Origin of the sequence: Chryseolinea soli, from assembly GCF_003589925.1 — a bacterium.
Classification (GTDB): Bacteria; Bacteroidota; Bacteroidia; order Cytophagales; family Cyclobacteriaceae; genus Chryseolinea; species Chryseolinea soli.
The window spans coordinates 3,395,439-3,420,306 of the sequence record NZ_CP032382.1 but is presented as its reverse complement, the minus strand read 5'-3'; the positions used below and the strand labels follow the sequence as shown (position 1 = coordinate 3,420,306).

At 52.8% G+C, this 24,868-nt stretch carries 18 protein-coding genes; 11 read left to right on the top strand and 7 right to left on the bottom strand.

What is annotated here, in order from left to right; genetic code table 11:
* Positions 1–121 precede the first annotated feature (121 nt).
* From D4L85_RS14710 to D4L85_RS14670, 9 genes are all read left to right on the top strand, one after another.
* Complete coding sequence (locus tag D4L85_RS14710) at positions 122–1,036, top strand: dialkylrecorsinol condensing enzyme DarA (RefSeq protein ID WP_119755007.1); 915 nt, start codon at positions 122–124, stop codon at positions 1,034–1,036.
* Between the two features lie 132 nt (positions 1,037–1,168).
* On the top strand, positions 1,169–2,308 hold the full coding sequence (gene darB / locus D4L85_RS14705; RefSeq protein WP_119755006.1) for a dialkylresorcinol biosynthesis protein DarB: 1,140 nt from the start codon (positions 1,169–1,171) through the stop codon (positions 2,306–2,308).
* Positions 2,309–2,405: 97 nt separating this feature from the next.
* Positions 2,406–2,822, top strand: coding sequence for a DarG family dialkylresorcinol biosynthesis protein (locus D4L85_RS14700; protein WP_119755005.1), 417 nt, complete (start codon positions 2,406–2,408; stop codon positions 2,820–2,822).
* Positions 2,819–3,826, top strand: coding sequence for a BtrH-related acyltransferase DarH (gene darH / locus D4L85_RS14695; RefSeq protein ID WP_119755004.1), 1,008 nt, complete (start codon positions 2,819–2,821; stop codon positions 3,824–3,826). The genes D4L85_RS14700 and darH overlap by 4 nt, the downstream gene beginning before the upstream one ends.
* A 68-nt stretch (positions 3,827–3,894) precedes the next feature.
* On the top strand, positions 3,895–4,569 hold the full coding sequence (locus tag D4L85_RS14690; RefSeq protein ID WP_236849102.1) for an ABC transporter ATP-binding protein: 675 nt from the start codon (positions 3,895–3,897) through the stop codon (positions 4,567–4,569).
* Positions 4,566–5,834, top strand: coding sequence for an ABC transporter permease (locus tag D4L85_RS14685; RefSeq protein ID WP_119755002.1), 1,269 nt, complete (start codon positions 4,566–4,568; stop codon positions 5,832–5,834). The genes D4L85_RS14690 and D4L85_RS14685 overlap by 4 nt, the downstream gene beginning before the upstream one ends.
* Before the next feature lie 114 nt (positions 5,835–5,948).
* Entirely contained in the window at positions 5,949–6,221 is a 273-nt protein-coding gene (locus tag D4L85_RS14680; protein WP_228450901.1) for a phosphopantetheine-binding protein, read from the top strand.
* Positions 6,218–7,426 carry a beta-ketoacyl-[acyl-carrier-protein] synthase family protein gene (locus D4L85_RS14675; protein WP_119755001.1) on the top strand — a complete coding sequence of 403 codons (1,209 nt, stop codon included), beginning with the start codon at positions 6,218–6,220 and terminating at the stop codon, positions 7,424–7,426. Before D4L85_RS14680 ends, D4L85_RS14675 begins: the two co-directional genes overlap by 4 nt.
* A 2-nt stretch (positions 7,427–7,428) precedes the next feature.
* Positions 7,429–8,508 (top strand): beta-ketoacyl synthase chain length factor, encoded by a 1,080-nt coding sequence (locus tag D4L85_RS14670; protein ID WP_119755000.1) that lies wholly within the window; start codon positions 7,429–7,431, stop codon positions 8,506–8,508.
* Between the two features lie 9 nt (positions 8,509–8,517).
* Here the strand turns inward: D4L85_RS14670 and D4L85_RS14665 are convergent, their stop codons facing one another.
* The 5 genes from D4L85_RS14665 to D4L85_RS14645 form a co-directional block, all read right to left on the bottom strand.
* The gene (locus tag D4L85_RS14665) at positions 8,518–9,774 is read right to left on the bottom strand and encodes a hypothetical protein (protein ID WP_160143737.1); all 1,257 of its coding nucleotides are present in this window, start codon (positions 9,772–9,774) and stop codon (positions 8,518–8,520) included.
* Positions 9,771–12,218: a DUF2339 domain-containing protein gene (locus tag D4L85_RS14660; RefSeq protein ID WP_119754998.1), complete on the bottom strand. Its 2,448-nt coding sequence runs from the start codon at positions 12,216–12,218 to the stop codon at positions 9,771–9,773. The genes D4L85_RS14665 and D4L85_RS14660 overlap by 4 nt, the downstream gene beginning before the upstream one ends.
* Before the next feature lie 239 nt (positions 12,219–12,457).
* Positions 12,458–17,188 carry a hypothetical protein gene (locus D4L85_RS14655; RefSeq protein WP_119754997.1) on the bottom strand — a complete coding sequence of 1,577 codons (4,731 nt, stop codon included), beginning with the start codon at positions 17,186–17,188 and terminating at the stop codon, positions 12,458–12,460.
* Between the two features lie 225 nt (positions 17,189–17,413).
* Entirely contained in the window at positions 17,414–18,148 is a 735-nt protein-coding gene (locus D4L85_RS14650; RefSeq protein WP_119754996.1) for a LytR/AlgR family response regulator transcription factor, read from the bottom strand.
* Positions 18,141–19,223, bottom strand: coding sequence for a sensor histidine kinase (locus D4L85_RS14645; RefSeq protein ID WP_119754995.1), 1,083 nt, complete (start codon positions 19,221–19,223; stop codon positions 18,141–18,143). The genes D4L85_RS14650 and D4L85_RS14645 overlap by 8 nt, the downstream gene beginning before the upstream one ends.
* Positions 19,224–19,459: 236 nt before the next feature.
* On the opposite strand from D4L85_RS14645, the gene D4L85_RS14640 reads away from it, so the two are divergent.
* On the top strand, positions 19,460–20,167 hold the full coding sequence (locus tag D4L85_RS14640) for a LuxR C-terminal-related transcriptional regulator (protein ID WP_119754994.1): 708 nt from the start codon (positions 19,460–19,462) through the stop codon (positions 20,165–20,167).
* A gap of 114 nt (positions 20,168–20,281) precedes the next feature.
* Here D4L85_RS14640 and D4L85_RS14635 read toward each other — a convergent pair whose 3' ends face one another.
* The gene (locus D4L85_RS14635; protein ID WP_119754993.1) at positions 20,282–21,994 is read right to left on the bottom strand and encodes a GMC oxidoreductase; all 1,713 of its coding nucleotides are present in this window, start codon (positions 21,992–21,994) and stop codon (positions 20,282–20,284) included.
* A complete protein-coding gene (locus D4L85_RS14630; RefSeq protein WP_119754992.1) occupies positions 21,991–22,572 on the bottom strand; it encodes a gluconate 2-dehydrogenase subunit 3 family protein in 582 nt (193 codons plus the stop codon). The genes D4L85_RS14635 and D4L85_RS14630 overlap by 4 nt, the downstream gene beginning before the upstream one ends.
* A 388-nt stretch (positions 22,573–22,960) precedes the next feature.
* Between D4L85_RS14630 and D4L85_RS14625 the strand changes: the two genes are divergently transcribed.
* Positions 22,961–24,790: an IPT/TIG domain-containing protein gene (locus D4L85_RS14625; protein WP_119754991.1), complete on the top strand. Its 1,830-nt coding sequence runs from the start codon at positions 22,961–22,963 to the stop codon at positions 24,788–24,790.
* The last annotated feature ends 78 nt before the right edge of the window (positions 24,791–24,868 follow it).

The window sequence follows — 24,868 nt, the reverse complement described above, 5'->3', positions numbered from 1 at the left end:
AGTCGGGGATGCGAAAAAATATCTTCGCAACAATAATGGTACATGGCCTTTGACAAAAAAGCGTATGAGCTGAAAAAAATATTATTTTGCACCCTTTAGCCTCCAGAGACCAAAACCTTAAATGAAAAAGATTCTCATTCTGTATTACTCCCAGTCGGGTCAACAGCTCAACATTCTCCAAACCTTAGCCAAGCCTTTTATCACGGCGGGCCACAAAGTCCACTTCGAAGAAATTCAGCCCCAGGAAAAATTCCCGTTTCCGTGGAGTGCATTTGATTTTTTCAATGCCTTTCCCGAAACGTTTGGTCAAAAGCCGCTGGCGCTCAAATCGCCATCGGCGCAAGCCTTTGATGCCTACGACCTGGTGATCCTCGGCTATCAGCCTTGGTTCCTCACGCCCTCACGGCCCGTGAGTTCGTTCCTGCAAAGTGAAGAAGGCAAGAAAATATTACAGAATCGCGACGTGGTCACCATATTGGGTTGCCGCAACATGTGGCTTGGCGCCCAGGAGAAAATGAAGCGCCGCCTCACCGAAGCGCAGTCGCGCCTGGTGGGTCACATCGCCCTCTGCGACCGCTCGGGCAACCTGACCAGCCTCATCACCATTTTGCGTTGGATGTTCACCGGCAATCGCAAACCTTTCTGGTTCTTCCCCCAAGCCGGTGTGTCCGACCAGGACGTGCGGCATTCGGAAACCTATGGCGAATTGATCAATCAATCGTTGGAAAGCGGCCAGTACGGCGGTCTGCAAACGGCCCTGGTGAAGGAAGGTGCGATCGACATCAAGCCGAACCTCGTGCTCATGGAGCGACGCGGTCAGAAAGCGTTTGGTGTATGGTCCAAATTCATCGCAGCCGGCGGCGGCATCCAGTCGACCGCGCGCAAGATCCGCGTGTATATCTTCATGTACCTGTTGCCCACCGCCATCTTCATACTATCGCCGTTGCTCTGGATCCTATCCAAAGTCCAGCTCATCGTCAAGCGTAAGGAGCTCATCCAGGACGTAGAGTATTTCAAACAAAATTCTCTTCGCTAGCAGAAAAAAACATACGGGAAACTGAACGCGCGTTAGCCCCCAAAATGCGTCAATAGTTTTATATTCTTAAAGGAAAAAAGTACTTTCGGGGCTCGAAACTTTAATGAACTGTAGCAAAACATAAAGCAGAGGATGAATAGGAGTGTTTACATTACGAGGCTGGCGAGTTTTTTACCGAACGAGCCCGTTTCTAACGAGGAAATTGAAGGTATCTTGGGATTGATCAACCATCAATCTTCAAAAGCAAAGCCCTTGATCTTGCGCAATAACCAGATCAAAACCCGGTATTACGCATCCGACAAGCAAGGCAACACTACGCATACCAATACGGACCTCACCACAAAGGCCGTTGAAAAACTCCTGGACAAGGATTTCACGTTGGATCAAATCGAGGTGCTCTCGTGTGGCACCACCACCCCCGATCAAATGTTGCCGGCCCATGCGGCCATGGTACACGGTGTGCTCGGTGGTCAGCCGGTAGAGATCAACTCAGCCACGGGCGCATGCAGCGCGGGCATCCAGGCGCTTAAGTTTGGTTATCTGTCGGTGTTGTCGGGAACTGCCGAGAACGCTGTTTGCACGGGCTCGGAAAGATTTTCAAAATGGATGCTGGCCAAGTTCTTCAAAGAAGAAGCCGCCAAGGTTGCACAACTGGAAGGCGACGGTATCATTGCTTTCGAAAAAGATTTTCTCCGTTTCATGTTGTCGGATGGCGCGGGTGCGGCCCTCCTGGAATCAAAGCCTAATCCCACCGGCTTGTCGCTGAAAGTGGAATGGGTGGAGCAACGCTCTTTTGCACACGAGCTTCCGGCTTGTATGTATTCCGGCGCCGTGAAAGACAAAGAAGGAAAGTTCATCGGCTGGAGCGACATCGACCAGGAACATTGGACCGCCGAATCTGTTTTTTCGATCAAGCAAGACACCAAGCTGCTCGGAGAATTTATCGTGAAGAAGGGCGGCGAACTCTTGAAGAAGATCGTGGACGCCAAGAACATCGACGTGGAGAAGATCACCTATTTCCTTCCGCACTTGTCGTCACAATATTTTGCCAGCCGCATCGAAAAGGAGTTGGCTTCGCTGGGTATGAACATCCCCGGATCGAAGTGGTTCACCAACTTATCGTGGGTGGGCAACGTCGGCGCGGCTTCGCCTTACCTGATGTTGGAAGAGCTTTTCCATTCGGGAAGACTCAAGAAGGGCGACACCTTGCTGATGATGATCCCGGAAAGTGCGCGCTTTAACTACGCGTACGTAATGCTTACTGTAGTATAGTCAGGCCGTTGATCCACAGGTGATGGTTGACGGCATTGAAGAGGAAGGAGAACCGTATTCGATCAACTAACCATAGACGATTAAACGTTTTGAGCCTATGAACCAGGAACAAGTCCCCCAAGACCAAGAAAACCTGAACGAAGGAAAACTTGCCAAGCTGTACTACGCCACCGACGAGAAAGGTCACTATGTGAAAGTGAACAGCATCGGGTGGGAGCCCGAAACGGTGGCCATGCAGCAAGCCTGGGATGTGGTGAACGATGAAGTGGAAGAGGCGCGCCAGAAAGTGTTGGCCGGCAAAGCCAGCCCGTTGCTCTATCACATCAAGAAAAATATCATGACACCGGCCCTGGTGGCTTCCTATGCCGGCACGTTCGGGTTCATGGTTCGGCTGCATTGTCATCCTTCTTTCTTCCGGCGCCTGAGCCGCAAACAATTGGAAAAATACGCCTATACATTTCGCATCCCCGTGGAGCAGCTCACCGATGTTGAACGCTTGAAAAACCCCCAATGACCGTAGACTTCACCCACAAACAATCTGCACATTGCGAAAGCGGTGTAGTGTCCAACCTGCTCCGCTTTCACGGCATGGAGTTTGACGAACCGATGGTCTTTGGCATCGGCTCGGGATTGTTTTTTGTTTACCTGCCCTTCGTCCGTGTGAACGGCATCCCGGGCACCGCCTACCGCACATGGCCGGGACAGATCTTCAAACGTTTCTCCGAGCGCATCGGCATCAAGATCGAGCGCCATAAATTTTCCACACCCGAAAAGGCCATGACCGCACTCGACAAGATGCTCGACAAAGGTCAGCCGGTGGGCATGCTCACTTCGGTATTTTATCTCGACTATTTGCCGGCCGCCTATCGCTTTCACTTCAACGCCCACAACATTATCGTGTTCGGCAAAGAGAACGGCCGCTACCTGGTGAGCGACCCGGTGATGGAACACACCACCGACATTTCTTACGAAGACCTGGCCCGTGCACGCTTTGCGAAAGGCATGCCCGAACCCAGCGGCCGCATGTATTACCCTGTGCAGGTGCCGGGTGAATTCGGTCTCAACAAAGCCATCTGGACCGGTATCAAACAAACCAGCGATCACATGACCCGTATCCCCATGCCCCTGGTGGGCAGCAAGGGCATGCAATATCTGGCCAAGCGTCTGCGTCACTGGCCCGAGCGCCAGGGCGACCGCAAAGCCATTCAATGGCTGGGCAACGTCATCCGCATGCAAGAGGAGATCGGCACCGGGGGCGCAGGCTTCCGTTTCATCTATGCCGCCTTCCTGGACCAGGCCAGTCAGCGCCTCCAAAATGAAAAGCTCTTCGACTTGTCGAAACGCCTCACCAAAAGCGGCGACCAGCTTCGCGACTTTGCGTATCACGCCGGCCGGGTGTGCAAGAACCGGAAATCGGACGTGAAGACGTTTGCCGAGTTGGGCGATATGCTGGAAGCGGTGGCCCATGAAGAGCAGGCCATATTCAGTGCACTATACGATGTGAGCCGATCCCAATGAGCAGCGTAGTTCGCCTTGATCATCTTGTCAAACAATACCCTAATGCCCCGAAGCCTGCCGTTTCGAACATGACGCTCGAAATTCCGGAAGGCGCTGTGTTCGGCCTGCTCGGACCCAATGGTGCGGGCAAGTCCACCACCGTGATGATGTTATGCGGATTGATGCGTCCCGATTCCGGCAGCGTGGCCGTGATGGGCCTCGACATGCAGGAGCACGGAGCCGAGGTGCGCAAAAAGATCGGCGTCGCCCCCCAAGAAATTGCGCTCTTCCCTACCCTGACGGCCTATGAGAACCTGGTGTACTTCGGCCGGATGTATGGTCTGAAGTCTTCGCATATTCATGCACAGATCAAAAAGTACCTCTCGGTCTTTAATCTCCAGGAGAAAGCCCACAAACAAGTGGGTACGTTTTCGGGGGGAATGAAAAAACGGCTCAACCTCATTGCTGCTTTATTGCATCAACCCAAGCTGGTCATCCTCGACGAACCAACGGCAGGGGTAGACGTTCAGTCGCGCAATATGATCCTGGATTTTCTGACCGATCTGAAATCGGAAGGAACGTCCATCATTTATTCATCGCACGTATTGGAAGAAGCCGAACGGATCTGCACGCACCTGGGCATTATCGATGAAGGCAAAGTTTTGCAAACCGGAACGCGCAGTACGGTGATGGGAGGCCATCCCGATTGCATGAGCCTGGAGCAGTTGTTTTTGAAATTAACCGGTAAAAACATTCGCGATTGAAGATCCTGTCGACCATATATAAAGAATTCCTGTTGCTGGTGCGCGACCCGGGCGGCATGGCGCTGATCTTTATCATGCCCCTGGCGCTGGTGATCGTGATGGCGCTGGTGCAGGACGCACCCTTTCGCGACTACCAGGAAGTGAAACTCGACGTGCTCTTCGTGGATGCCGATGCCGACTCGCTGAGCGCAAAGATCCGGCAAGCTTTCGGTGCTTCGCCCAACGTGAACCTGATCGTGGAAAAAGATTCGGCAGCCGCCAAGAAGCGTGTTCAGGCCGGTGAGGTAAAAGCGGCTATCGTGGTGCCTCCACAATCCAGTGTACGGCTGCGCAATAAGACGCGACAGGTCATCGCCAATGTCTTTGCCAACTTCGGCTTGCCCGCGCAAGTCGATTCCACCGTACTGCCTTCCACCGACATAAAAATATTTTTTGATCCCGCCATCAAGGCCAACTACAAACAAGCCCTGTCCGGCGCCGTAGAAAAGATCATCGCCAACGTGCAGGCCGACTGGATGCTCGACGAACTTCAGAATCAACTTGGCGAAGGCAGGCCTGAAACAAAAAAGACGGAGATCAACCTCACGGATATCATCCACGTGAATACGGCTTACGCTTCCGAAAACAAATACCAGGGTGTCATGTTAAACTCGGTGCAGCACAACGTGCCGGCGTGGACCATGTTTGCCATGTTCTTTATCCTCTATCCCTTGGCGGGGAATTTTATCAAGGAACGCGAAGAGGGGAGCATGTTGCGCTTGCGGTTGATCTCGGGATCACAGTTTCCCGTGATTGCCGGGAAGTTTGCCTTTTACTTTTTGGTTTGCCTGGTGCAGTTTGTCATGATGGTAGCCGTGGGCATTTTCGTGATGCCGCTGTTGGGTTTGAACCGGCTGGTGTTGGGTGGCGATGCCCTGAACATCTTTATCACCGCCTGCGCGGTAGCCATGGCGGCTACAGGCTACGGGGTGTTGATCGGCGTCTATTTTAAAACGGCGCAGCAGGCATTGTCTTTCGGATCGGTGTCGGTAGTGATCCTGTCGGCCATTGGCGGGGTCTGGGTCCCGGTTTATGTGATGCCGGAGATTTTGCAGACGCTTAGCCGATTTTCTCCCATGAGTTGGGGCTTGGAAGCCTTTAATGACTTATTTTTACGACAGGCATCCATCGGTGTGATCTTGCCCGACGTACTAAAACTCGTTGGGTTTGCGCTGGTCACTTTGTCGGCCAGCGTCCTTATCCATAAATCGAGGACGGTTGTTTAAATATGGGCACGGAAAGATCATACGATGCAAACGCCGCGGTCAGCCCCCCAAGGAATGTACAGGAGCACGATCATTCCATGTCCGCTAATCAGAAATTAATAACTTAGGATATACATGAATCAAACGATAGAAGAACTCACACAGGAACTTCGCCAGGAGCTGATCAAACAATTGAACCTGGAAGACATGATCCCCGCCGACTTCGACGAGAACACACCCCTGTTTGGCGAAGGGCTGGGCCTGGATTCGATCGACTCGCTGGAGCTGGTGGTGTTGCTGGACCGGAACTATGGCATCAAGCTGAAGGACCCCAAAGAAGGACGCCAGGTGTTCCATAGCATCCGCACGATGGCCGAGTACATCCAAAAGAACCGGGCGCAAGTATGAGCCAACGTGTGTTCATCACAGGTTTTGGCATCATCACATCCATCGGAAAAAATACAACAGAAAATTTAGCTTCCCTCCTTCACCGCCGGTGTGGTTTTGGCGAATTGAATGTGCTCGACACCATTCACAGCAAAACTTTGCCCGCCTGCGAGATCAAGCTTTTTAACCAGGAGCTCTGCGAACTGGCCGGCGTCCCCAATGGCAAGGGCTACACGCGCACATCGTTATTGGGGTTGATCGCGCTGAAAGAAGCCATCCAATCCGCTTCGCTTTCGTCCACGGAGGTGCGGGATGCAGGTTTGCTTTCCGGCACCACAACGGGTGGGATACGCGAATTCGAACGGCACTTCTACGAGCTGATGGATCCCCAACAAAAAGGAGACTTCGCTCAATTTGCCGACACCGCCAACCCCGGCGAACACGGCGAACGCATGGCCGACGCGGTGGGCATCAAAAAATATATTGCTACGCTCAGCACCGCGTGCTCCTCTTCGGCAAACTCGATCATGCAAGGTGCGCAGCTCATCAAACACGGCAAGCTGGACCGCGCCATCTGCGGCGGCACCGAAGCCTTGTCGCGCTTCACGCTGAACGGCTTCAATTCACTGATGATCGTTGATCCCAACCATTGCCGCCCCTTCGACAACACACGCAAGGGATTGAACCTCGGCGAAGGTGCCGCATTTCTGGTATTGGAATCCGAACGTGCCGTGATCGAAAAAAGAAAAACACCGCTGGCCGAGCTGCGCGGCTATGGCAACGCCAACGACGCCTTCCATCAAACCGCGTCATCGCCGGAAGGCACCGGGGCCTATAACGCCATGAACCTGGCCTTGGCCATGGCAAAGCTGACACCCGACCAGATCGACTACATCAACGCACACGGAACCGCTACGGAAAACAACGACCTGTCCGAGGGCTTTGGCATCCAGAAGTTGTTTGGCGACGAGGTGCCGTTGTTCAGTTCTACCAAACCCTACACAGGCCACACCCTGGCCGCCGCCGGCAGCATTGAGGCGGTGTATTGCTTGCTGGGCTTGCAACACCGGGTGGTTTGGCCGAATATTAATTTTCATGAACAAATGCCTGAACTCTCTGTTTCCCCCGTTAGAGAATTGAAGCGGGAGGTGGACCTCAAAAACGTATTGTCCAACTCCTTTGGCTTCGGCGGCAACACTTCTTCAATACTTATCGGATTGGCATAACTATGGCGGGAAAGGCGCAGTACTTCATTCAGGGCATCGGCATGATCTCTCCGCAGAAGACATTTGACAACCAAATGTTTTTGGACGAGATCACGACCTATGATCAAAACGTACTGACCTCTGTTGTCCCCGATTTCAAAGCCTACATCAACCCCATCCAACTGCGGCGGCTCAGTCGCATGTTGCGCGTCGGGCTGGCTTCGGCCACGATCTGCTTGCGCGATGCGGGCATAGAACACCCCGATGGCATCATCACGGCTACGGGCTATGGCTTCCTGGACGAGACGGAGAAGTTTCTTCGCGAGATGCTGGAAATGAAGGAAAAGCAGCTCACCCCCACCCACTTCATGCAAGGCACCTACAACGCCCTGGCCGGCCTGGAGGCGGTGACGATCAAATGCATGGGCTATAACAACACCTATGTGAGCAAAGGGTTTGCCTTTGAAAACGCGCTACAGGATGCCATGATGCGCCTGGAGGAGAATCACGCGGCGCATTACCTGGTGGGGTCGTATGACGAAGCCGCCGCCGTACAGTTTATCGCCAGCATTCGTGAGAATCATTTCAAAGCGGAGCCGATCGTCAACCTCAATTTGTTCAACACCACGACAAAGGGAACGATACAAGGTGAAGGCGCCGCTTTCTTTGACCTCACGGGCACGCGCAGTGAAAATACCTGGTGCGAATTACGGGATGTGGCCATGGTCTATCGCCCCGAAACGAAGGACGACCTGGCCTCCTCCCTGGCTGGCTTCTTAAAAGCAAACAACACTTCATTGGACGAGATCGATGTTTGGCTCAACGGCATTACCGGCGACGTTGTACGCGACGTCGTTTTGAAAGCATTAGAGGTTTCGGATTTGAAGGCCATTCCGCAGGCCCGATACAAACACCTTTGCGGTGACTATTGCACGGCCGCGTCGTTCGCCCTCTGGTTGGGCGCCTCTATCTTAAAGAAACAAGCTATTCCAGAGGTAGTGAAAGCTTCGGCTTTTGAAACTCCTAAAGAAATCAAAAAGGTATTATCCGTGAGTCATTACATGAACCGGAATTACGCGTTCATGTTGATGCAACGGGCCTAGCATCCTCTTCTACAGGCCTTCTTTTTTCGCAGCGCTCGTCTCTTTCAAAAGTTTTACCGACATAAAGCCCAACACGGCAATCACGGCGATCACCGCCACCCAGATGAAGGCTTTTGTGGTGAAAAACGTTGGCGAAGCTTCCGGTTGTTTTTGTTCGAACACGGTGATTGCGCCCGTATGGATCACTTGAGGCTGATCCGGGATGCTGTCTTTGAAGAAGGCGAGGTCGTATGCGGGGGTTGACAAAGATTCCAGACCAACATCCAAAGTATGCGTCACGCCGCTTTTCAGGTAAGCCGTTAGATAGCGGCGCCGTTGATAAGGCTTTGCCTCGGCGACTTCCAGGGGTGGGTTATCCTGGTTGTCGATCACGATCAAAAATTCTTTCACCTTTAACGCGGGAAATTCCAGCGTGGTGGGGTGATGAGAATTCACTTCCATTTCTTGCAGACGATTGTAATACGTAGACGTTTCGCCTTTTTTGGATATGCGTTGCTGCGGTTCGTACAACACAGCGTGCCGGAGAAAATAGGGCGCGCCTTTCATTTTCAATTCCAACTTGTCGACTAGGCGGGCGGTATCGAAACGAATGGTGACATACGTGTTCTTTTCTCCGGGCTTCTGCCCTGTGGTTACTTTTCGCACAGGCACTTCCGTAAATTTTGCTTCCTCCACGCGGTTATCTTCTGTGTAGCCGGCATTCAGAATGTTCAAAGGCGCGCTGGTAGAATCGGCAATCCGCAGGGAGTAATAGCGGTAGTTGCTCAGGGGGAAGTCCACGATCTTGACTTCGGATGTTCCATTGGCGTTGGCAGCGGGGGAAAGCGAGAAATGCTGCTTCAGCGCGAACCATTGTTTGCGGTCGTCGCTGCCTAACAAAGTCGCTTCCTTTGTGACCTCCGCGTTGCGAATGATCAGTTGGATGGAGTTGAGTTCGCTTTGCTTTGGATTATGGAGGATCAGCGACGTGCAGCATCCCTCCTCTTGCTTTTTCTCCAGGATCTCGTAGGGTGTGAACTTTCCGGCGTAATAACGCGCCGATTCTTCGCGCAAGAGATAGGGCACTTCATGATGCTGGGCATCGTAGAGGCGAATGTTTCCGAAAGATCCATTCAGGTACACTGCCAGCGCCGGTACGATCTCCACTTCATAAAAACCGTCTTTGGTCACCGCGGGCAACGAGGCTTCGGCCACAAATGCGGGGGTCTGTGCAGTCCCCGATGCTGCAATCAAACAAAACGTCAAAACTATCAACAAACGTCTCATGCTTCTGGGTTGTTTTCTTTGGTGGACACTTCATCGGCCAGCAACAGCTTTTTCAATCGCTGATACATGAACGAGACCACGAGCAACAGGACGCCCAGCGAAATGAATGCGGCGATCTTTCCGCCTTCCGAGATGCCCCGGATATCCACGGCAAAAAGCTTTACCAGCGTGATCAGAAAAAGTGTCAATGAAATGATACGGAGGTGTTTCTTTTTGGTTTTCAATCCCACGGCAATGAGCAGGAACGACGTCACGCCCCACAGGATGGGATAGCCGATCTTGTGGTTCTGTGTGATGATGTGTCCCAGAGACTCCGGAGTAGAATAACCGATGCTCACCACGAGGTTATCGAGTTCGGCGCTGGCCACGAATAAATAGAAGAATACGAAAAACCAGGAATAGGCATTCTGCGAGCTTTGATTAAAGGACTCCATTTTTTGGATCTCTCTCAAGCTAAGAACCGACACCACCAGCAACGCGGCGACCAAAACATAGTGAAACACAAAGCCCGTTGCACTGGTCATGTCCAAAAAATATTCGTTTCGAGCGATGACGCTTTGGCCCTGGTAAAAGAATAGGTAAAGTAACACAGCAAATACCCCCAATACCGCCGGGGCATATTTGATCTCCTGCGGCAGCGGCAGTTTCTTCTGCGCCAAAAGCAACCCGGCGATAAACACCATGTTGTATACACCGATGATGATGTTTTGCGCCTCATACGAAAATCCATAGGCCGCCAGGTGGTAGCGCAACTCCAACAACTGCGAGAAATACAGCAGGGCGATGCCGGTAAATGTGAGCAAGGTTTTGTATACCTGCACTTCCAAGCGCTCCTGTGTTTCCGATTTCAACAAGATCACCGTCAATACAATGGAGGCCAGGGATACCAGGCTGGTGATGTATCCTTTGTTAAAGATGATGCGAAGGGTCTGATCGCTATTGCTCCCGAGATAGATCTGTCCCCAGTCCATCAGCAAACTTATGACCATCAATGCCATGACGATCACGGAAGTCAGTTTCATTAACCGTATGCCCGACTTTTGGGAAAGCCACAACAACAGCACCGCTTCAGCGGCCCAGAAAAGCGTGATATAGTTGCCTTCCAACTGAACGGGGGCCGCGAGACTGATGAAGGTTAAAACGAGACCAATAAGTAAGTACACCAGGTTCTTATCGACGCGTGTACTCTTGAATAAGGTGTAGGCAAAGATGAAATTAAAGATGCCGAGGCTGGCGGTGAACAATCCTTTGAAGTCTTCGCCGTGCGGATTGTTCAGGATCACCATGCCAGCGGCGTAATAGAAAAAGGTGGTGCTCAGCAGCATGCCAATTTCCAACGCTTCGAATGACGTGCGTTTGCGCAGGTTGTTGATCATGTTCATGGCGAAGAACACGAGGTAGAACAGCGTGGCAAAGATCATCGCCCCGGCAATCATGGAAGTTTTCTCGCCGTCGAAGCGCGCGCCCAGCCACGATCCAAAAAGCAGGATCGTGAACGCATAGCAAATGATATTGACGACATTCCATTTCTTGTAGTACGCCAACACCAGCATACCACCATCCAGGATCAGCACATACGTGAACAACACCACATAATTCCCTTCGCCGGTGCTCACCATGAAGGGCGATGCAAAGCCACCCAGGATAGAAAGGATCGCAAGCTCCTTGCGGTCGTATCCCAACGATAGCACCACGGCAAACGCGGTGATGACGACCATGAGCATAAAAGCGGCCGTCTGTGAGAAGATTTGATAGTCATGAAAAGCGATGTAGATGGTGAGGTAAAGTATCGCGATGCCTCCACCGACCAACACCGAGCTGAAGGCCACAAAGGTTTTGCGCAAGCGATGCGCGACGCCGATCAAAATACCTCCACAGAGCACGCCGATGAATACACGGCCGATCTCGCTGATCCATTCCCGATCGATGGCATACTTCACAAAAAATCCAATACCCAACACCAGGATCCCGATACCGATCTTGTTGGCCAGATTTTCGCCGATGAATTTTTCAAGATCCGGATTGCGCTCGAAGAAGCCGGGGCGTTCGGGTTTCGGTGCCGGCACGGGTTTGCGCGGACCGGGCTGGTAGGTAGGTGTTGAAATGACTTGGGGCACAGACACCACTTCCTCGGGTGGCCGGGGGCTTACTTTTTCTGGCTCCTGCCTCGTCTCCGGTTCCGTCACGGGCTCCACCTTCTTTTCAGGAATGGGCACAGGCTTCTGTACCGCCGTGGTGTGCGAAGCCACGATATCTTCCAAGACGGAGCGGGCGGGTGGCGTGGGCGGTATGGGAGGTTGTTGCCGCTGTAGCTTTCGCAACTCTTCCCGAAGGTCTTCGATGGTCTTTTGAAGCGTGTTGAAATGAGCATTGACCGTGCTCTTGACATTGAGAATAAGCGCGACAAAAATCACCGCGAGAAGAAAGACAAAAAACGCTTCCATAGAGCTAGGTTAGTGCAGGTATAAAATACAGAATAATCTATAAAACAGGTTCTTCTTTGCTAAACAGGCTCCTTTTTTCTACATCCCTCTTCCTTACCTCACAAGTCCTCCAACTACTCGCTCCGGCGATCTGGTGGCGCTACCGTAACCCCGCAGTATTGGATGTATCCATTTCGAATTAAGATTGCTGCTGAAATTTACCACCGACGCGAGCATCCTGAAATCGGATCTGCTCCTGACTAGAATCCGTCATCCGTTTCTTTTTTCTTTTCGTCGTCCTTCTTCTTGATGGTGGCGGTGCTGTCGCCAAAGCTATAGGGCACGTCGTTGCCAAAGTATTCGCGGCGGAAGCGGTTGATGAACGCCAGCGTTTCATCATCACTGCCGGGAATGAAGGCCACCTCGCCGATCTTTGCCTTGCCGGCATTGGATTTCTTTGAAATGATCGTGTTGAATTCGGAGTTAGACGACTGCACCATCAGGCGATTGTCTTCCAGACCGAAATAGTACCAGGCTTCCGGTGAGGCCTTAAAGAAGACGTGGAACACGGGGGAACCATCCTCGTTCTTTTTTATCTCCATGAAACCTTCAAACGCGCCATTGATATCGTTGCGTCCGCTGTTCGACATGCCCAGCGGTCCTTCGCTATAAAACGCCTTGTGCTTGGGGGACCATTTCAGGTTCACGTTGGCAAACACCAGCGGCTTGGCCGTAGGCGCCAGCGTTCCCAGCGAGACATAGCCCTGGAGGCTGCGTTGCTCAAAATCTTTTACCGCTTTTTCACCAAGGAAATCACCGATCTTATACAAGAGTTCCGTTTGATCACCCAATCCTTCTTCGGCCCCTTCGTTCTTGATCACGTCCTGGATTTGTTTCGCCATGATGTCGAAGGCCTGGATCGGCACATTGGAGTCGACCATGATAAAGCTGTTCATCTTGATCTCGTTGTTCTCCATGTTGCCCTGGCCAAGGGCGGAGGCGGTCACGTTGAAGTCTTTGCTTCCCTTGAAAAGGTTGATGGGTCCTTCAAACCGCACCTGCATGTTTTCGTCCTTGTAGGCAAAAAGTTTTCCCGACAGTTTGTTGCCTGCGGCCTTCTCCATGTCTTCGATCTTGAATTCGCGGGTAGCGGTGTCGTAGTGCAGCATGCCCTGAGGCAAAAAGAAATCCTCGTCGTCGTCGGACTTCTTGTCGTTCATGAACGTGATGTAGAGGTCGTTGTCGGAGCCCACGTGCAGACCGGCATTCACTTTCTTGCCGTCTTCGGTCACCGCGTTGGCGAAGTCGACGGCCACGTCGGTCTCATCGCCACTTTGCGAATATTGGATCCACGTGTTGGCACCTTTGATCTTTTTGATATCGAGTTTCACATAACCCGACAATTGCAGGGCCGGACGCGTGGCATACATGATCATGTCGCCTTTGTAATACATGCCCGCTCCCAACACCAACATCTCTTTGTCGGTCACGGCGCCGGTCGCTACGGTCTGCATGCTGGCCTCGGATGACTTCCGCTTCGACGACCGCTTGGTCTGGTCAATGGGCTCGATGGGCTCCAAATGGAAGTTGGTCATCTTAATGGCAAACGTATCCTGCAGGAAGTTCACATATTGGTAAGTCGCGTACCCGGCAAACTCTTTCCGCGACACGATGTCCACCACACCCTCGGTGAGGCGGTGGTAGCCGTTCAGTGTGTCGAGCACGATGGTAGTGTTCTTCAAGGTTCCGATCTTGGCGTTCTCCAGGATCAACACCTCGTTGTTCTCGGGTGTGATCTTGGCGTCGGCCACGATGATGTAGGGAATGCCGCTCACTTTCAGTTCCTGGGTCTTCAGGTTGTATTCCGCTTTTTCGGCGTTGAAGTTCAGCGAGTCGAGATCTTTACGTGTCGTGTAGAAGTATGAATTTTCCAGGGGCACATCCGGGTCTTTGCTCATAGTGATCTTCTGCGCGTTCAGATCCCACCGCATCTTGGGGATGGATGTTTTGAATTGCGCAAAAGGGAACGCGATGGCGGCCACACCTTCTACTTCCGGACTGATGTCGGCGTAGTTTTGTTCGAGGTTAAACTTCAGGCGGATGTCGTTACCCTGCAACAGGGGTTTTTCTGGATCGTCTGACTTCACTTTGAAGCGGGCGTGGCGGGCACCAAAATCCTTGCCGTTGAAGTTCATGTTGCGCGAGATCAACTCGGTGCCCCGTGTCTCCAGCTTGCCGGCGCCGGCCACACCTTCCTTGGAGACCGTGACCGTTCCCTGCATCTGTGCCGTGGAGTCATAGAAACTGAAGGGCTCCTTCATGTTCTTGAATTTCATCTTGTCGCTCTTCGGATACCACTTCATGTCGTAGTCCGTCAGCGAGGCGTCGGGAAATTCGACACCGCCAAATTGTTTCTCCGATATCGTGGCGCGCATACCGCGGGCCAGCACCGAATCGGGATAGTATACAAAGTCATTGGAGGTCACAGAAGCCGCCAGGTAATCAATCTTACCCGTGCCGCGCAAACCGCGGTTGTTCATCGAGAGACTTCCGTTCATTTTTCCTTCACCCTGATAGAGTTGGTAGCCTCCTTTGGGAATGGTGTGATCGAAGCCTAATGACTTGTCGGGCTGCGTATGCAATTTCTCTTTGAAGCTGGGGAACATGCCGCTCACAAACGTACCATCGAAATTGATGGAGGCCGGGTCGGCGTTGTTCAAACTGTCGAGCTTGAACGGTGGCACCACAAAGAACATGGACCGGTCGTAGGCACCTCCCAGCACCTCCTCTCGATCGAAGTAGATCACACCACCAGCCGCAGCATCCAGGCGCGGATAATGTGCCAGCTTTTGTTTGCCGGATTTGTTGTTGGCCTTGCTGATGAACAGCGTGCCCGAGGTTTGCTGTTTGTTGTCCAATCCCCCGGCCGCCGCCGCGGTGGAGTCGGTGCCCACCATGGAGTTGTTGATCTTTCGGCGCACACTCTGCCCTCGCGCGTTGGTTTCCGTCACGTAGAAGTTGATGGAGTCGATGTGCGTGAGGCTGATGTAGAAGCTGTCGTATTTCAGGGTGAAGCCCTTTCCGCTGATCTCGAAGTTCCCGGCGTTGATGGTTCCGTCAAACTTGATGTCGCGGTTTTGAAGGAGCGTGATCACGCTGCTGTCGGGTTCGATGCGCACGTTCAGCGAGTCGCTCACATCGAATTCTTCCACCCCGCGCACGACCATATATTCCTTCTGAAAATTCAGCGTAGCGTTTGGAAAACTGTCGATCACCGAATGGATCTTGAGGTTGTCATAGTCCATTTCGCCACGATAGGCTTTGTAGAGCAGAATGGCTTTTTCTTTTACATGGATGACGTCCGTTTTCGGGGAATAGTCGATCAATCCTTTTTCGCTGAGAAATTCGATAGCCGCTTTGATGTCGGGCATTTTCTTTCCGGAGAAGGACGCCAGGTCGCCGGAATAAAAATCGCGCACTTTGTTTTTTAAGCAATAATTGGCCACCAGGGCCAACGGGTGGAACGTGAACCCTTCGCCTTTCAGCAATCGATAATCTTCCGCGTCGAAGTAGTCCACCGATTCGATGATCATGGGCACCGTGTTGCGGCCGCCGTCGGTCATGATGTTCAAGCTATCGGCAAACAGATCCCAGCGGATCACGTCGGCAGCAAAATCAATGTTGAAGAACGATGCCGAGTAGGGCGTGTGCTTCATGCCGCCCTTATCCTTTTGCAGCACCAGGCGCTGCGTGCTGTCTTTCCCAAACGTGTAACGCATCCGCACCGTGTGGTGGGTGATGGAGTCATTTTTCATCCGAATGTTCACGCTCGAATTTTTTGCCGAGATGGTCGAATCCGTGAACACGAAGTCCGGCGACTTGGAAGTGAATTTCAGTTCCCCGTTGTGATACACTTCAATCGTCGACGGGTCGCCCGTGACCGAGGCGCTGGAGATCCTCCGGCCGGTCAACGAAAAACCGCCGCTGTATTTCACGTTCTCGTCGCCAATGCCTTTGATGGCCAGGTTGTTTTGAAACGACTTGAAGCGCGGGTAGCTGGACGGCACAGAATCCTTGCGGGCGGCCGACTTGAATTCGAACGTACCCGGGATATAACCGGGTGTTTTGCCGAGGTAATTCAGCTTGACGAGGTCCGATTTAAATTCGGGCTTGTTTACGTTAAAATTGTAGGTGGTGAGGTTGCAGTTCACGCTGTCGGCGCTCAGTTGGGCGGGCGTCCAATCAAAGGTTCCCTCTTCGCCTACGAATAAGGAAGTGCGGAAGGAGAGCATGCCCTTGGTATTTTTCAGGAACACGGAATCATAGCGGGTCACGAAGTTCAGCGTTACACGGTTGAACCGGATCACGGCGCCCTCCACGATGGGTTGCGGCGGTGGGTTCATCCATAGCGGTGGCATTTCCACATAGGAAGTGTCGGCCGAGGCGTCAGTGTTATCGTCATTGGAAGAAGAGACCAGCGGGTCCGAGGTCGGCGGGGGATTTGAATCTCCCGTGCTGGTGGTGTCATTCATATCGAAGGCCGGCGCAGGGGCGATGTAGTCGAACGCATAGTCGTCGTCGCGAGCGTAGAGCCGGAAGGGTTTCTCGTAGTGTAGGGCGTGGTGTTGAAAAAAGGTGTTGCTGATCTGCAGGAAACTTGCTGCTTTTTGGGTCGTTTCCTTCTCGATCACCTGGCCGGCCACATTCAGGAAGCCGGAGATCTTGGAGGCCTCGGCCCGCTCGGTGGAAACGGCGTTGGCGATGGCGCCAAAGTAGTTCACCTGGTGCGGGCGCAGGGGGTATTTCTTCCTGCGCATCATGAAGGCCTGTTTCCGGACAAGGTTCTGCTGATCGGGAGCCAGGCTGTTCCAGGCCGACGCAAAACTGGCGCCGACCACTGTGGCGTCTACATTGCGGGTGTTTTCCAGGACGATGCGAACACTGTCAGGGAAGCTAATGGGAACCGCCGGCTGTTCCTTCTTCTGAGCCATGGAAACAACCGCCGGGAGAAGGAATGCGACGAAAAAATATGTTCTGATCTGGTTCACAGAAAATCTAAACCCTGAAATTCGGAAATATTGTGCTAATAAACTAAAGACCATCACCGTCCTAAACGACGATGTAAGAAAAAACGTGTTATGGCTCGCTAAAAAGCGTTTTGGGAGCGTTTTTCAGGGCCTTTTTCGTGGTAAATGCGCCACGCTAACGATCCGGTTTCAGGGCAGCGAATGCGTGAAGGAATTGCGGAAATACTCGTCGATATATTTCTTATAGTTCACACCGATGGGCAGCGCCACCTGGTCCACGAAAACATCCTCGGCGTTGTAGGCCGTGATCTTGTCCACGTTCACGATGAATGAGCGGTGGATGCGCACAAAACCACTTCCCAGCAACTTTTCCATTTCGGCCGTGCTCATCTTGGTGACCACTTTGTTTTTGGTGGTGTGGACGTATACGTATTCCCGCATGCTCTCCACATACAAGATGTCGCTGAACATCACTTTGGTCATGGTCTTCTTCACATTGAAAAAGGCAAAGCTTTTGTCGGAGGTGGGCTGGGCCTTGTTGTTCAGTTGCTGTATGGCGGCCGGGTCGGGCTTGGCGGCGATGCGGCCTACGGCTTTCAGGAAGCGGTCGAATGAGAAGGGTTTCATCAGGTAGTCGCGCACATCGAGTTCGAAGGCTTCGATGGCGTATTGCGAATAGGCAGAAGTGATGATGACCTGGGGTGGATCTTTAAGGATCTTGAGAAATTCCAGACCCGTGAGCGTAGGCATCTGGATGTCGAGGAAGATCATGTCCACGTCGTGCCTCTTTAAATAATCCAACGCGCTCACGGCATCGTCGAAAACGGCGGCCAGGCGGATCCATTCCGTTTTACCCAAAAATGATTTTAGCACTTCCTGGGCGGGCTTCTCGTCCTCGATCACGATGCACGTAATGTCAGGCATAGGTCAATGATTTTTTTGCCGGAATATAGAGTGACACGACATATTTCTCCTGCGATTCATCCACGTTCAAAGCATATTCTTTTCCATACAACAAATCCAACTGTCGCCGGATGTTGGAAATGCCATGGCCGTGTTTGTGGCCGTTGCGCTGCATGGGCGACGGCGTTTCGTTGTCGTTGCCGATCAACAAATGCAACCGGTCTGCTTCGCCCCGGATGGAGATATCGATCGTGATGGGCCCACGTTTGTTCAGCAGCGTGTGCTTGAAACTGTTTTCCACAAAGGGCAGAAAGATCAGGGGACTCAGCATCATGTGGGGATTTACGTCCGTTACCTCCAGGTTCACATTCAGGCGCGCCCCGTGGCGCAGCTCTTCCAAAGCTATAAAATCTTTCACGACTTTGATCTCGTATTGCACGGGGATCAACGGTTTCTGGCATTCGTCCAAGATAAAACGCAGCAAGTTCGACAGGTGCAACACCACCAACTGCGCTTTTCCCGAATCCTGGATGGTCTCTGAATACAGGGTATTCAGGGTATTGAACAAAAAATGCGGGTGCATCTGCGCCTTGAGAAATCCCAATTCCGCCACTTTCTTTTCTGCCGCCAGTTCCTCGTTCTTTTGTTGCAGTTCTGTTTTGTTCTTGATGAGCTTGATGGCAATGGCCATGCAGATCACCATCATCGACTGCAATATTTCAGAAAGAATGCGCCGGAAGTCCCACACATCAAAGTCGATTACCTGGTCGGGGTCTACCAACGGCCCGAGGATAAAATAGCGATAGTAGCGCACGCCCACCCCCAGAAACACCATGACCCCCAGTATCCAGAGAAACAATTTCCCCTTGTCGCGCTCTTGCGAAAATTTCGGGATGAGGTAGTAGAGGATGAAATAGGCGGCCAGGGCAATGAGCGGAATGCGGAAAACGATCTTGTATACCTCCACGGACGTGACCTCCGTGTTCACGGAAATGATGAGGAGATAGTTGATGATATCCGTCACCCAAAACAGCACGTGCCTGAAAATTCGAATGCCCGGGCGGTTGCTGTAGATGAAGGTGGTCAGAAAACTCATGGGTGAACAGAATACCGGTTCAAAGTACAAAAGAAAATACACCTCCAATTTGTGACGCCGACGGATGTGTTATTGCATCATACCAATTGGGCGCTCCGGAGGCTCAATCCGGGTTATTGGCTCAAAAGGCTTATTTGTACCGTTTCGCGGGGTGTCTGTAGCCGCGCCCCGTTTTGCGTTACAAAACTCTCGTACTTAAAGGTATAAAATCATCGTTCAAACAAAACCCAAAGGCTATGCAAGTAACTCTACAAGAAATTTCTTCGGCCACCGGCAAGCTACCCTTACCCCTGGCACCCAAAAATGTGACCCTCATCGACCCGGACGAAAATTTCTCTACCGTGGTCTCTTCCCTCATCAAAGTGTCGGGCCGCTACAACCTGGTGAGCACCTACACCGATTGCCGCGAGGCGATAAAAAGAGTGAAAGACGACCTCACGGAGATCGTGATCATGGACATCGATTTTGCGGAGATGAAGGGCACGGAATTCATTTTGAAGTTGCGGGAAAAAATTCCCGGACTGGAGATCCTCGTCACCACCCATCACGAAGACGAAGAGGTGGTGTTCTCGACCCTCAGCCACGGCGCTTCCGGCTATCTGTTGAAGCGCAACTGCATCGAACATCTGCTGGACGCTTTGAACACCCTCATGGAGGGCGGATCACCCTTGGATCCCATCATTGCGCGGCAATTGGTAAGGTCTATGCACATCAGCGAGATCTCGCCATTGTCGAACCGCGAGTCGATGGTGTTGAAGCTTTTGATCCAGGGAAAGACCTACTCCACTATTGCCACGGAACTCTATATCTCCGGCGAAACGGTGAAGTCGCATTTGAAGAATATCTATAAAAAGCTCAATGTGAATTCAAAGGCGGATGCTGTGCGGAAGGCAGTTACTGATCAGTTGGTGACGGGGCATATGGGATATTTTATGAGTCATTAAGGGAATGTTCACCGCCTCGCCTTCGGTAAAGCTTCGGCGAGCAAAGAAAAGCGCAAAGTAAACGCACGATCTCTTGCATTTACTTTGCGCTCTTTGCGTCTTACGGTAAATTTTTTATACGTTGCCCTTCTTACTTTCCTTTACTGCATAATCAACTGCCCGGGCCGTCAACGCCATATACGTTAGCGAGGGATTCTGTGTGCTTGTAGAAGTCATGCACGCCCCATCCGTCACAAAAACATTTTTGCACGCGTGAAGCTGATTCCATTTATTCAGCAACGAAGTCTTGGGGTCGTTCCCCATCCGGACGCCACCCATTTCATGGATATCCAATCCTGGTGCTTGTTTGGAGTCGCTGGTCTTGATATTGGTGAAGCCGGCCTTGGTAAACATTTCTGTGAACTGCTCCAGGTAGTCTTTCACCATCTTCTCGTCGTTGTCGTCGTAGTCGATGTTGATTTTTAACTGCGGCATGTCCCAGGCATCTTTTTGATCTTTGCTGAGCGACACCGTGTTGCTTTCTTTGGGAATGGTTTCTCCCATGATGTGCGAGCCCACGCTCCAGTTGCCCAGTGCGGGATGCAACAAGCGGCTCTTCAGATCCTGTCCTACGCCATCGCGATTTTGTTCCATCCGGCGGAAGCCGCTAAAACCCGCCGCATAGCCGCGGAGGAAATCCGTTTCCTGTTTGTAGACGTTCCGGAAGCGCGGCACATAGCATCCGTTGGGGCGGTTGCCATATTTAGTGAAGTTCTCGAAGCCTTCATACTCACCGGAAACCCGTGCGCGGTAGTTGTGGAAGGCCACGTACTTGCCCATCAATCCATTGTCGTTGCCCAGTCCGTTGGGGAAGCGCGACGAGGTGGAGTTGAGCAGGATCAGGTTGGTGTTCAACGCGGCGGCATTCACAAAAATAACCGGCGCGAAATATTCGGTGGCAGCCTTGGTCTTGGCGTCGATCACGCGCACGCCGGTGGCTTTGCCTTTTTGTTCGTCGTAGATGATGGAGTGTACCACAGCATCGGGGCGCAAGGTAAGATTGCCCGATTTCAGCGCCCAGGGTATCGTTGAGGCATTGCTGCTAAAATAACCTCCAAACGGGCAGCCGCGCTGACACAGGTTGCGATGCTGGCACGAGGCGCGGCCTTGTTCCGCGAACACCGGCCCGGGTTGCGTGATGTGCGCACAGCGGCCGATGATGATGTGGCGGTCTTTGTAGGCACCGGCTACTTTTTCGCTGAAATATTTTTCTACGCACGTCATCTCCATCGGGGGCAGAAACTCGCCGTCGGGCAATTCTTTCAGACCGTCTTTGTTGCCGGAGATGCCGGCGAATTTTTCTACGTGGCTATACCACGGCGCGATGTCGCTGTAGCGTATCGGCCAGTCCACGGCGAAACCGTCGCGGGCGGGACCGGTGAAATCGAAGTCGCTCCACCGCTGGGTCTGACGCGCCCACAGCAGGGACTTGCCGCCTACCTGATAGCCGCGGATCCAGTCGAAGGGTTTATCCTGTACGTAGGGATGTTCGTCGTCTTTCACAAAGAAATGTTGCGCGTCTTCGCGGAAGGCGTAACACTTGCTCACCACGGGGTTGGCCTTGCGCACTTCCTCGGTGATCTGGCCGCGATGTTCAAATTCATAGGGCTGCAGGCTGGTGGTGGGATAATCCACATTGTGCTTCACGTCGCGTCCGCGTTCCAGCACCAGCGTTTTCAGTCCTTTGTCTGTCAACTCCTTTGCGGCCCAGCCACCGCTTATACCCGAACCGATCACAATGGCATCGAAGGTATTTTCCTTCTTGCCGTCAATGTTCATTAAACTCATCCGATTACAGTTTGAATATCATTTTTATCTTTTATCTCCACGCAGCCGTCGAAGCGGCCGGGGATCATTTTGTGAACCAGCACGGTGGTCATGATGTATTTCGAATTCAGAAAGCCCTGCACGGTGTGACGCTTAGTCATGCCATAGAAGTTGGCCAGGTCGCTGGGTTGGGTTTGTGCTTCGTCGGCTTTTTTGCGTTCCGCTTCCAGTGCATTCAAAAATGTCTCCCGTGCTGCGGTATCGCTATCGGTGAAGGATTTGCCGGTTTTCTTTTTCATTTCTTGGTCCAGCGACGTCAGTCCCGCCACGAAGCTTTTTTGCTGCTCCGCATCATAGCAGTCGTCGACCATGCGCAAAACAAACGATGGCACTTCCAGGGCTTTGGCACCGGGAATGTCGGTGGCCGGAAGGATGGTTTCGGCTACTTCGGCCAGCAGTGCTTCCTGGTCGCCGGTGATCGTGATGTGTTTCAGCGTTACGGAAACTGCTTTGGCCTGCTTCACGCAGGAAGGGAGCAGCAGCACGCCGCCAGTAATGATGCCCAATTGCTTCAGGGCGATTCTTCGGTTGATCAACATATGGTCAGCTTCTGATTATCCGGTCAATTTCTCAACACTCCTGCAAGGGTCTCCAGGAGCGGCCTTAAAGTTAATAAAGTTCGGAATTCCGACAGGCTTCGGACATTTTTTTTGCGGGCGGCCCCGATGAACGGTTTTGACGGGCATTCAGCGGCTAGTCCCCGCTTTTTGCATTTCGGCCACTTGGTTTTCACTGTCGTGGGATGATTGCCTTTGTGCTCCTCGAATCAGAAAAGGATCTGGCCAATGAACCGGCTCTCTTTCTTTCCCATAGGATACAACGGAATGGGTACTGGCCGATATTGACGCGTTTGTCATCACAAAAATTCCGTCACTGCAATTCTGTTTCAGTTTGTGCCTTCACCTTTGCAAACGAACCTCCTGCCCTATGAAAAAGAAAACAACGCATCCTTTTTGGTCGCTGGCCGTCACCGTGATCCTTTCTATCCCGCTTTTTGTTTTTTTGTTCCAGGGTTGCAGCCGGAAAGATGAGCCCCCCTTGATTCCTCCCACCATTTCTTCGATCGATCCCGACCATGGTATGCCAGGAACGGAAATAAAGATCAGCGGCACCGGGTTTGGTACCGACATCGATCAGGTTTCCGTCACCATCAACGGTGTGCCCGCAGTGGTGAAAAGCGTGACGGAAACCCAGATCGTGGTGGTCATTCCTGAAGATGCCGGTTCCGGGCCGGTGAAGGTCACGGTGAATGGCGTGACGGTGACCGGACCGTCGCTCGCCTTCCAGGAGAAGCTCACGATCAAAGACATTCAACCCAAAGAAGGCACGACGGGCACCCTCGTGGCCATTATCGGAAAAGGCTTCAGTGCCAAGGCGGCCGACGACGTCGTGACGTTCAATGGCAAAACCGCCATCCTGAAAAGTGTAAAAAAGGATACGCTCTACGCCGAGGTGCCCTTCCAGGCCGGCGACGGCGCCGTGGGATTGGCCGTGGGAAATCAATTGGTGACCGGGCCATTTTTTGATTTCATCGAGGCTACCGGACTCACCATTAGTGCCGTCAACCCGATGACCGGAGTTGCCGGCACGCAGGTGACCATCTTCGGCTCGCAGTTCAGTGGCCATGTTGCACAAAACATCGTAAAATTTAACGGAGTAGCCGCGACGGTCACGAGCGCCACAACCTTGCAACTTAAGGCGACCGTTCCCGCAGGGGCTACTTCCGGGTCCGTCAGCGTAGAGGTGGCGGGTCAACGCGTGACCGGGCCTTTGTTCACGGTGTTCGGGATATCACAACTTGCACCGGCGGTGGGCACACCCGGCACTGTGGTGACCATCAACGGCGACGCCTTTAGCCTGGTGCCTTCCGGCAACACCGTGCTTTTCAATGGCGCGCTGGCTACCGTGACTTCGGCTTCGGCGAAGCAATTGTTGGTTGTCGTTCCACTGGGCGCCACGACGGGAGCGGTGACGGTGCAGGTTGGCAACCTGATGGCTACCGGCCCGACGTTCACCGTAAGTCCATCGGCCATTTCAGATATTTCTCCAAGCCGTGGTTTCCCCGATTCGGACGTCACGATAAACGGGCAGGGGTTCGATACCCAGAACGCGCCACTGGTAAAATTCAACGGGCTTGCCGCCGAGGTCAGAAAGCTTTCCTCCACACAAATTAAGGTGACCGTGCCCACCACCGCCACCACGGGCTACGTCACCGTTGAGTACAGCGTGCGGTTGCTTAGCGGACCCATCTTCACCGTCATTCAAACCAATATGGCTTCGATCCAACCGGCGTCGGGTCTCGCCGGCACGACGGTGACCATCAACGGAGCAGGCTTTAACACCGACGTCAGTCAAGTCGTCTTAAAATTCAACGGTGTGCCTGCGGTCATTCAAAGCATTACGGAAACACAGATCGTCGCTACGGTTCCCCATGGGGCGAAAACGGGGAACATCTCTCTGAAGTATGGCAAGCGCGAAATCTATGGGCCCGTGTTCACGGTACAGCAACTGTCGCTCGCCTCTTTTGCACCGACCAGCGGACGCGTTGGTACTACCGTCACGCTCACGGGCACAGGGTTTGATCCAACGCTCGTGGGTACGCTCGTGACCTTTAACGGCGTGTCGGCTACCGTGGTGAGTGCTACGTCCACGGAAATCGTCGTCACGGTTCCGGCGTTGGCTGTTACGGGTGACCTGGTGCTTACCGTCAATGGGTTTCAAATGAACGGCGGCACCTTCACCGTCACACCGCCATGATGGTCACCACCCGGTGAGCGGTTGGCGGCGGCACCGCTGGGTATTGCCATCGGGTATACATCTGCGGTCATTTTTTCT

Bases quoted from the DNA above. Each gene is read 5' to 3' on its own strand.
- D4L85_RS14650 (WP_119754996.1), bottom strand. From the start codon at position 18,148: ATGCCTGACATTACGTGCATCGTGATCGAGGACGAGAAGCCCGCCCAG.
- darB (WP_119755006.1), top strand. From the start codon at position 1,169: ATGAATAGGAGTGTTTACATTACGAGGCTGGCGAGTTTTTTACCGAAC.
- D4L85_RS14665 (WP_160143737.1), bottom strand. From the start codon at position 9,774: ATGAGACGTTTGTTGATAGTTTTGACGTTTTGTTTGATTGCAGCATCG.
- D4L85_RS14655 (WP_119754997.1), bottom strand. From the start codon at position 17,188: ATGGCTCAGAAGAAGGAACAGCCGGCGGTTCCCATTAGCTTCCCTGAC.
- D4L85_RS14630 (WP_119754992.1), bottom strand. From the start codon at position 22,572: ATGTTGATCAACCGAAGAATCGCCCTGAAGCAATTGGGCATCATTACT.
- D4L85_RS14700 (WP_119755005.1), top strand. From the start codon at position 2,406: ATGAACCAGGAACAAGTCCCCCAAGACCAAGAAAACCTGAACGAAGGA.
- D4L85_RS14675 (WP_119755001.1), top strand. From the start codon at position 6,218: ATGAGCCAACGTGTGTTCATCACAGGTTTTGGCATCATCACATCCATC.
- D4L85_RS14710 (WP_119755007.1), top strand. From the start codon at position 122: ATGAAAAAGATTCTCATTCTGTATTACTCCCAGTCGGGTCAACAGCTC.
- D4L85_RS14670 (WP_119755000.1), top strand. From the start codon at position 7,429: ATGGCGGGAAAGGCGCAGTACTTCATTCAGGGCATCGGCATGATCTCT.
- D4L85_RS14690 (WP_236849102.1), top strand. From the start codon at position 3,895: ATGACGCTCGAAATTCCGGAAGGCGCTGTGTTCGGCCTGCTCGGACCC.
- D4L85_RS14635 (WP_119754993.1), bottom strand. From the start codon at position 21,994: ATGAGTTTAATGAACATTGACGGCAAGAAGGAAAATACCTTCGATGCC.
- D4L85_RS14645 (WP_119754995.1), bottom strand. From the start codon at position 19,223: ATGAGTTTTCTGACCACCTTCATCTACAGCAACCGCCCGGGCATTCGA.
- D4L85_RS14640 (WP_119754994.1), top strand. From the start codon at position 19,460: ATGCAAGTAACTCTACAAGAAATTTCTTCGGCCACCGGCAAGCTACCC.
- D4L85_RS14625 (WP_119754991.1), top strand. From the start codon at position 22,961: ATGAAAAAGAAAACAACGCATCCTTTTTGGTCGCTGGCCGTCACCGTG.
- D4L85_RS14680 (WP_228450901.1), top strand. From the start codon at position 5,949: ATGAATCAAACGATAGAAGAACTCACACAGGAACTTCGCCAGGAGCTG.
- D4L85_RS14660 (WP_119754998.1), bottom strand. From the start codon at position 12,218: ATGGAAGCGTTTTTTGTCTTTCTTCTCGCGGTGATTTTTGTCGCGCTT.
- darH (WP_119755004.1), top strand. From the start codon at position 2,819: ATGACCGTAGACTTCACCCACAAACAATCTGCACATTGCGAAAGCGGT.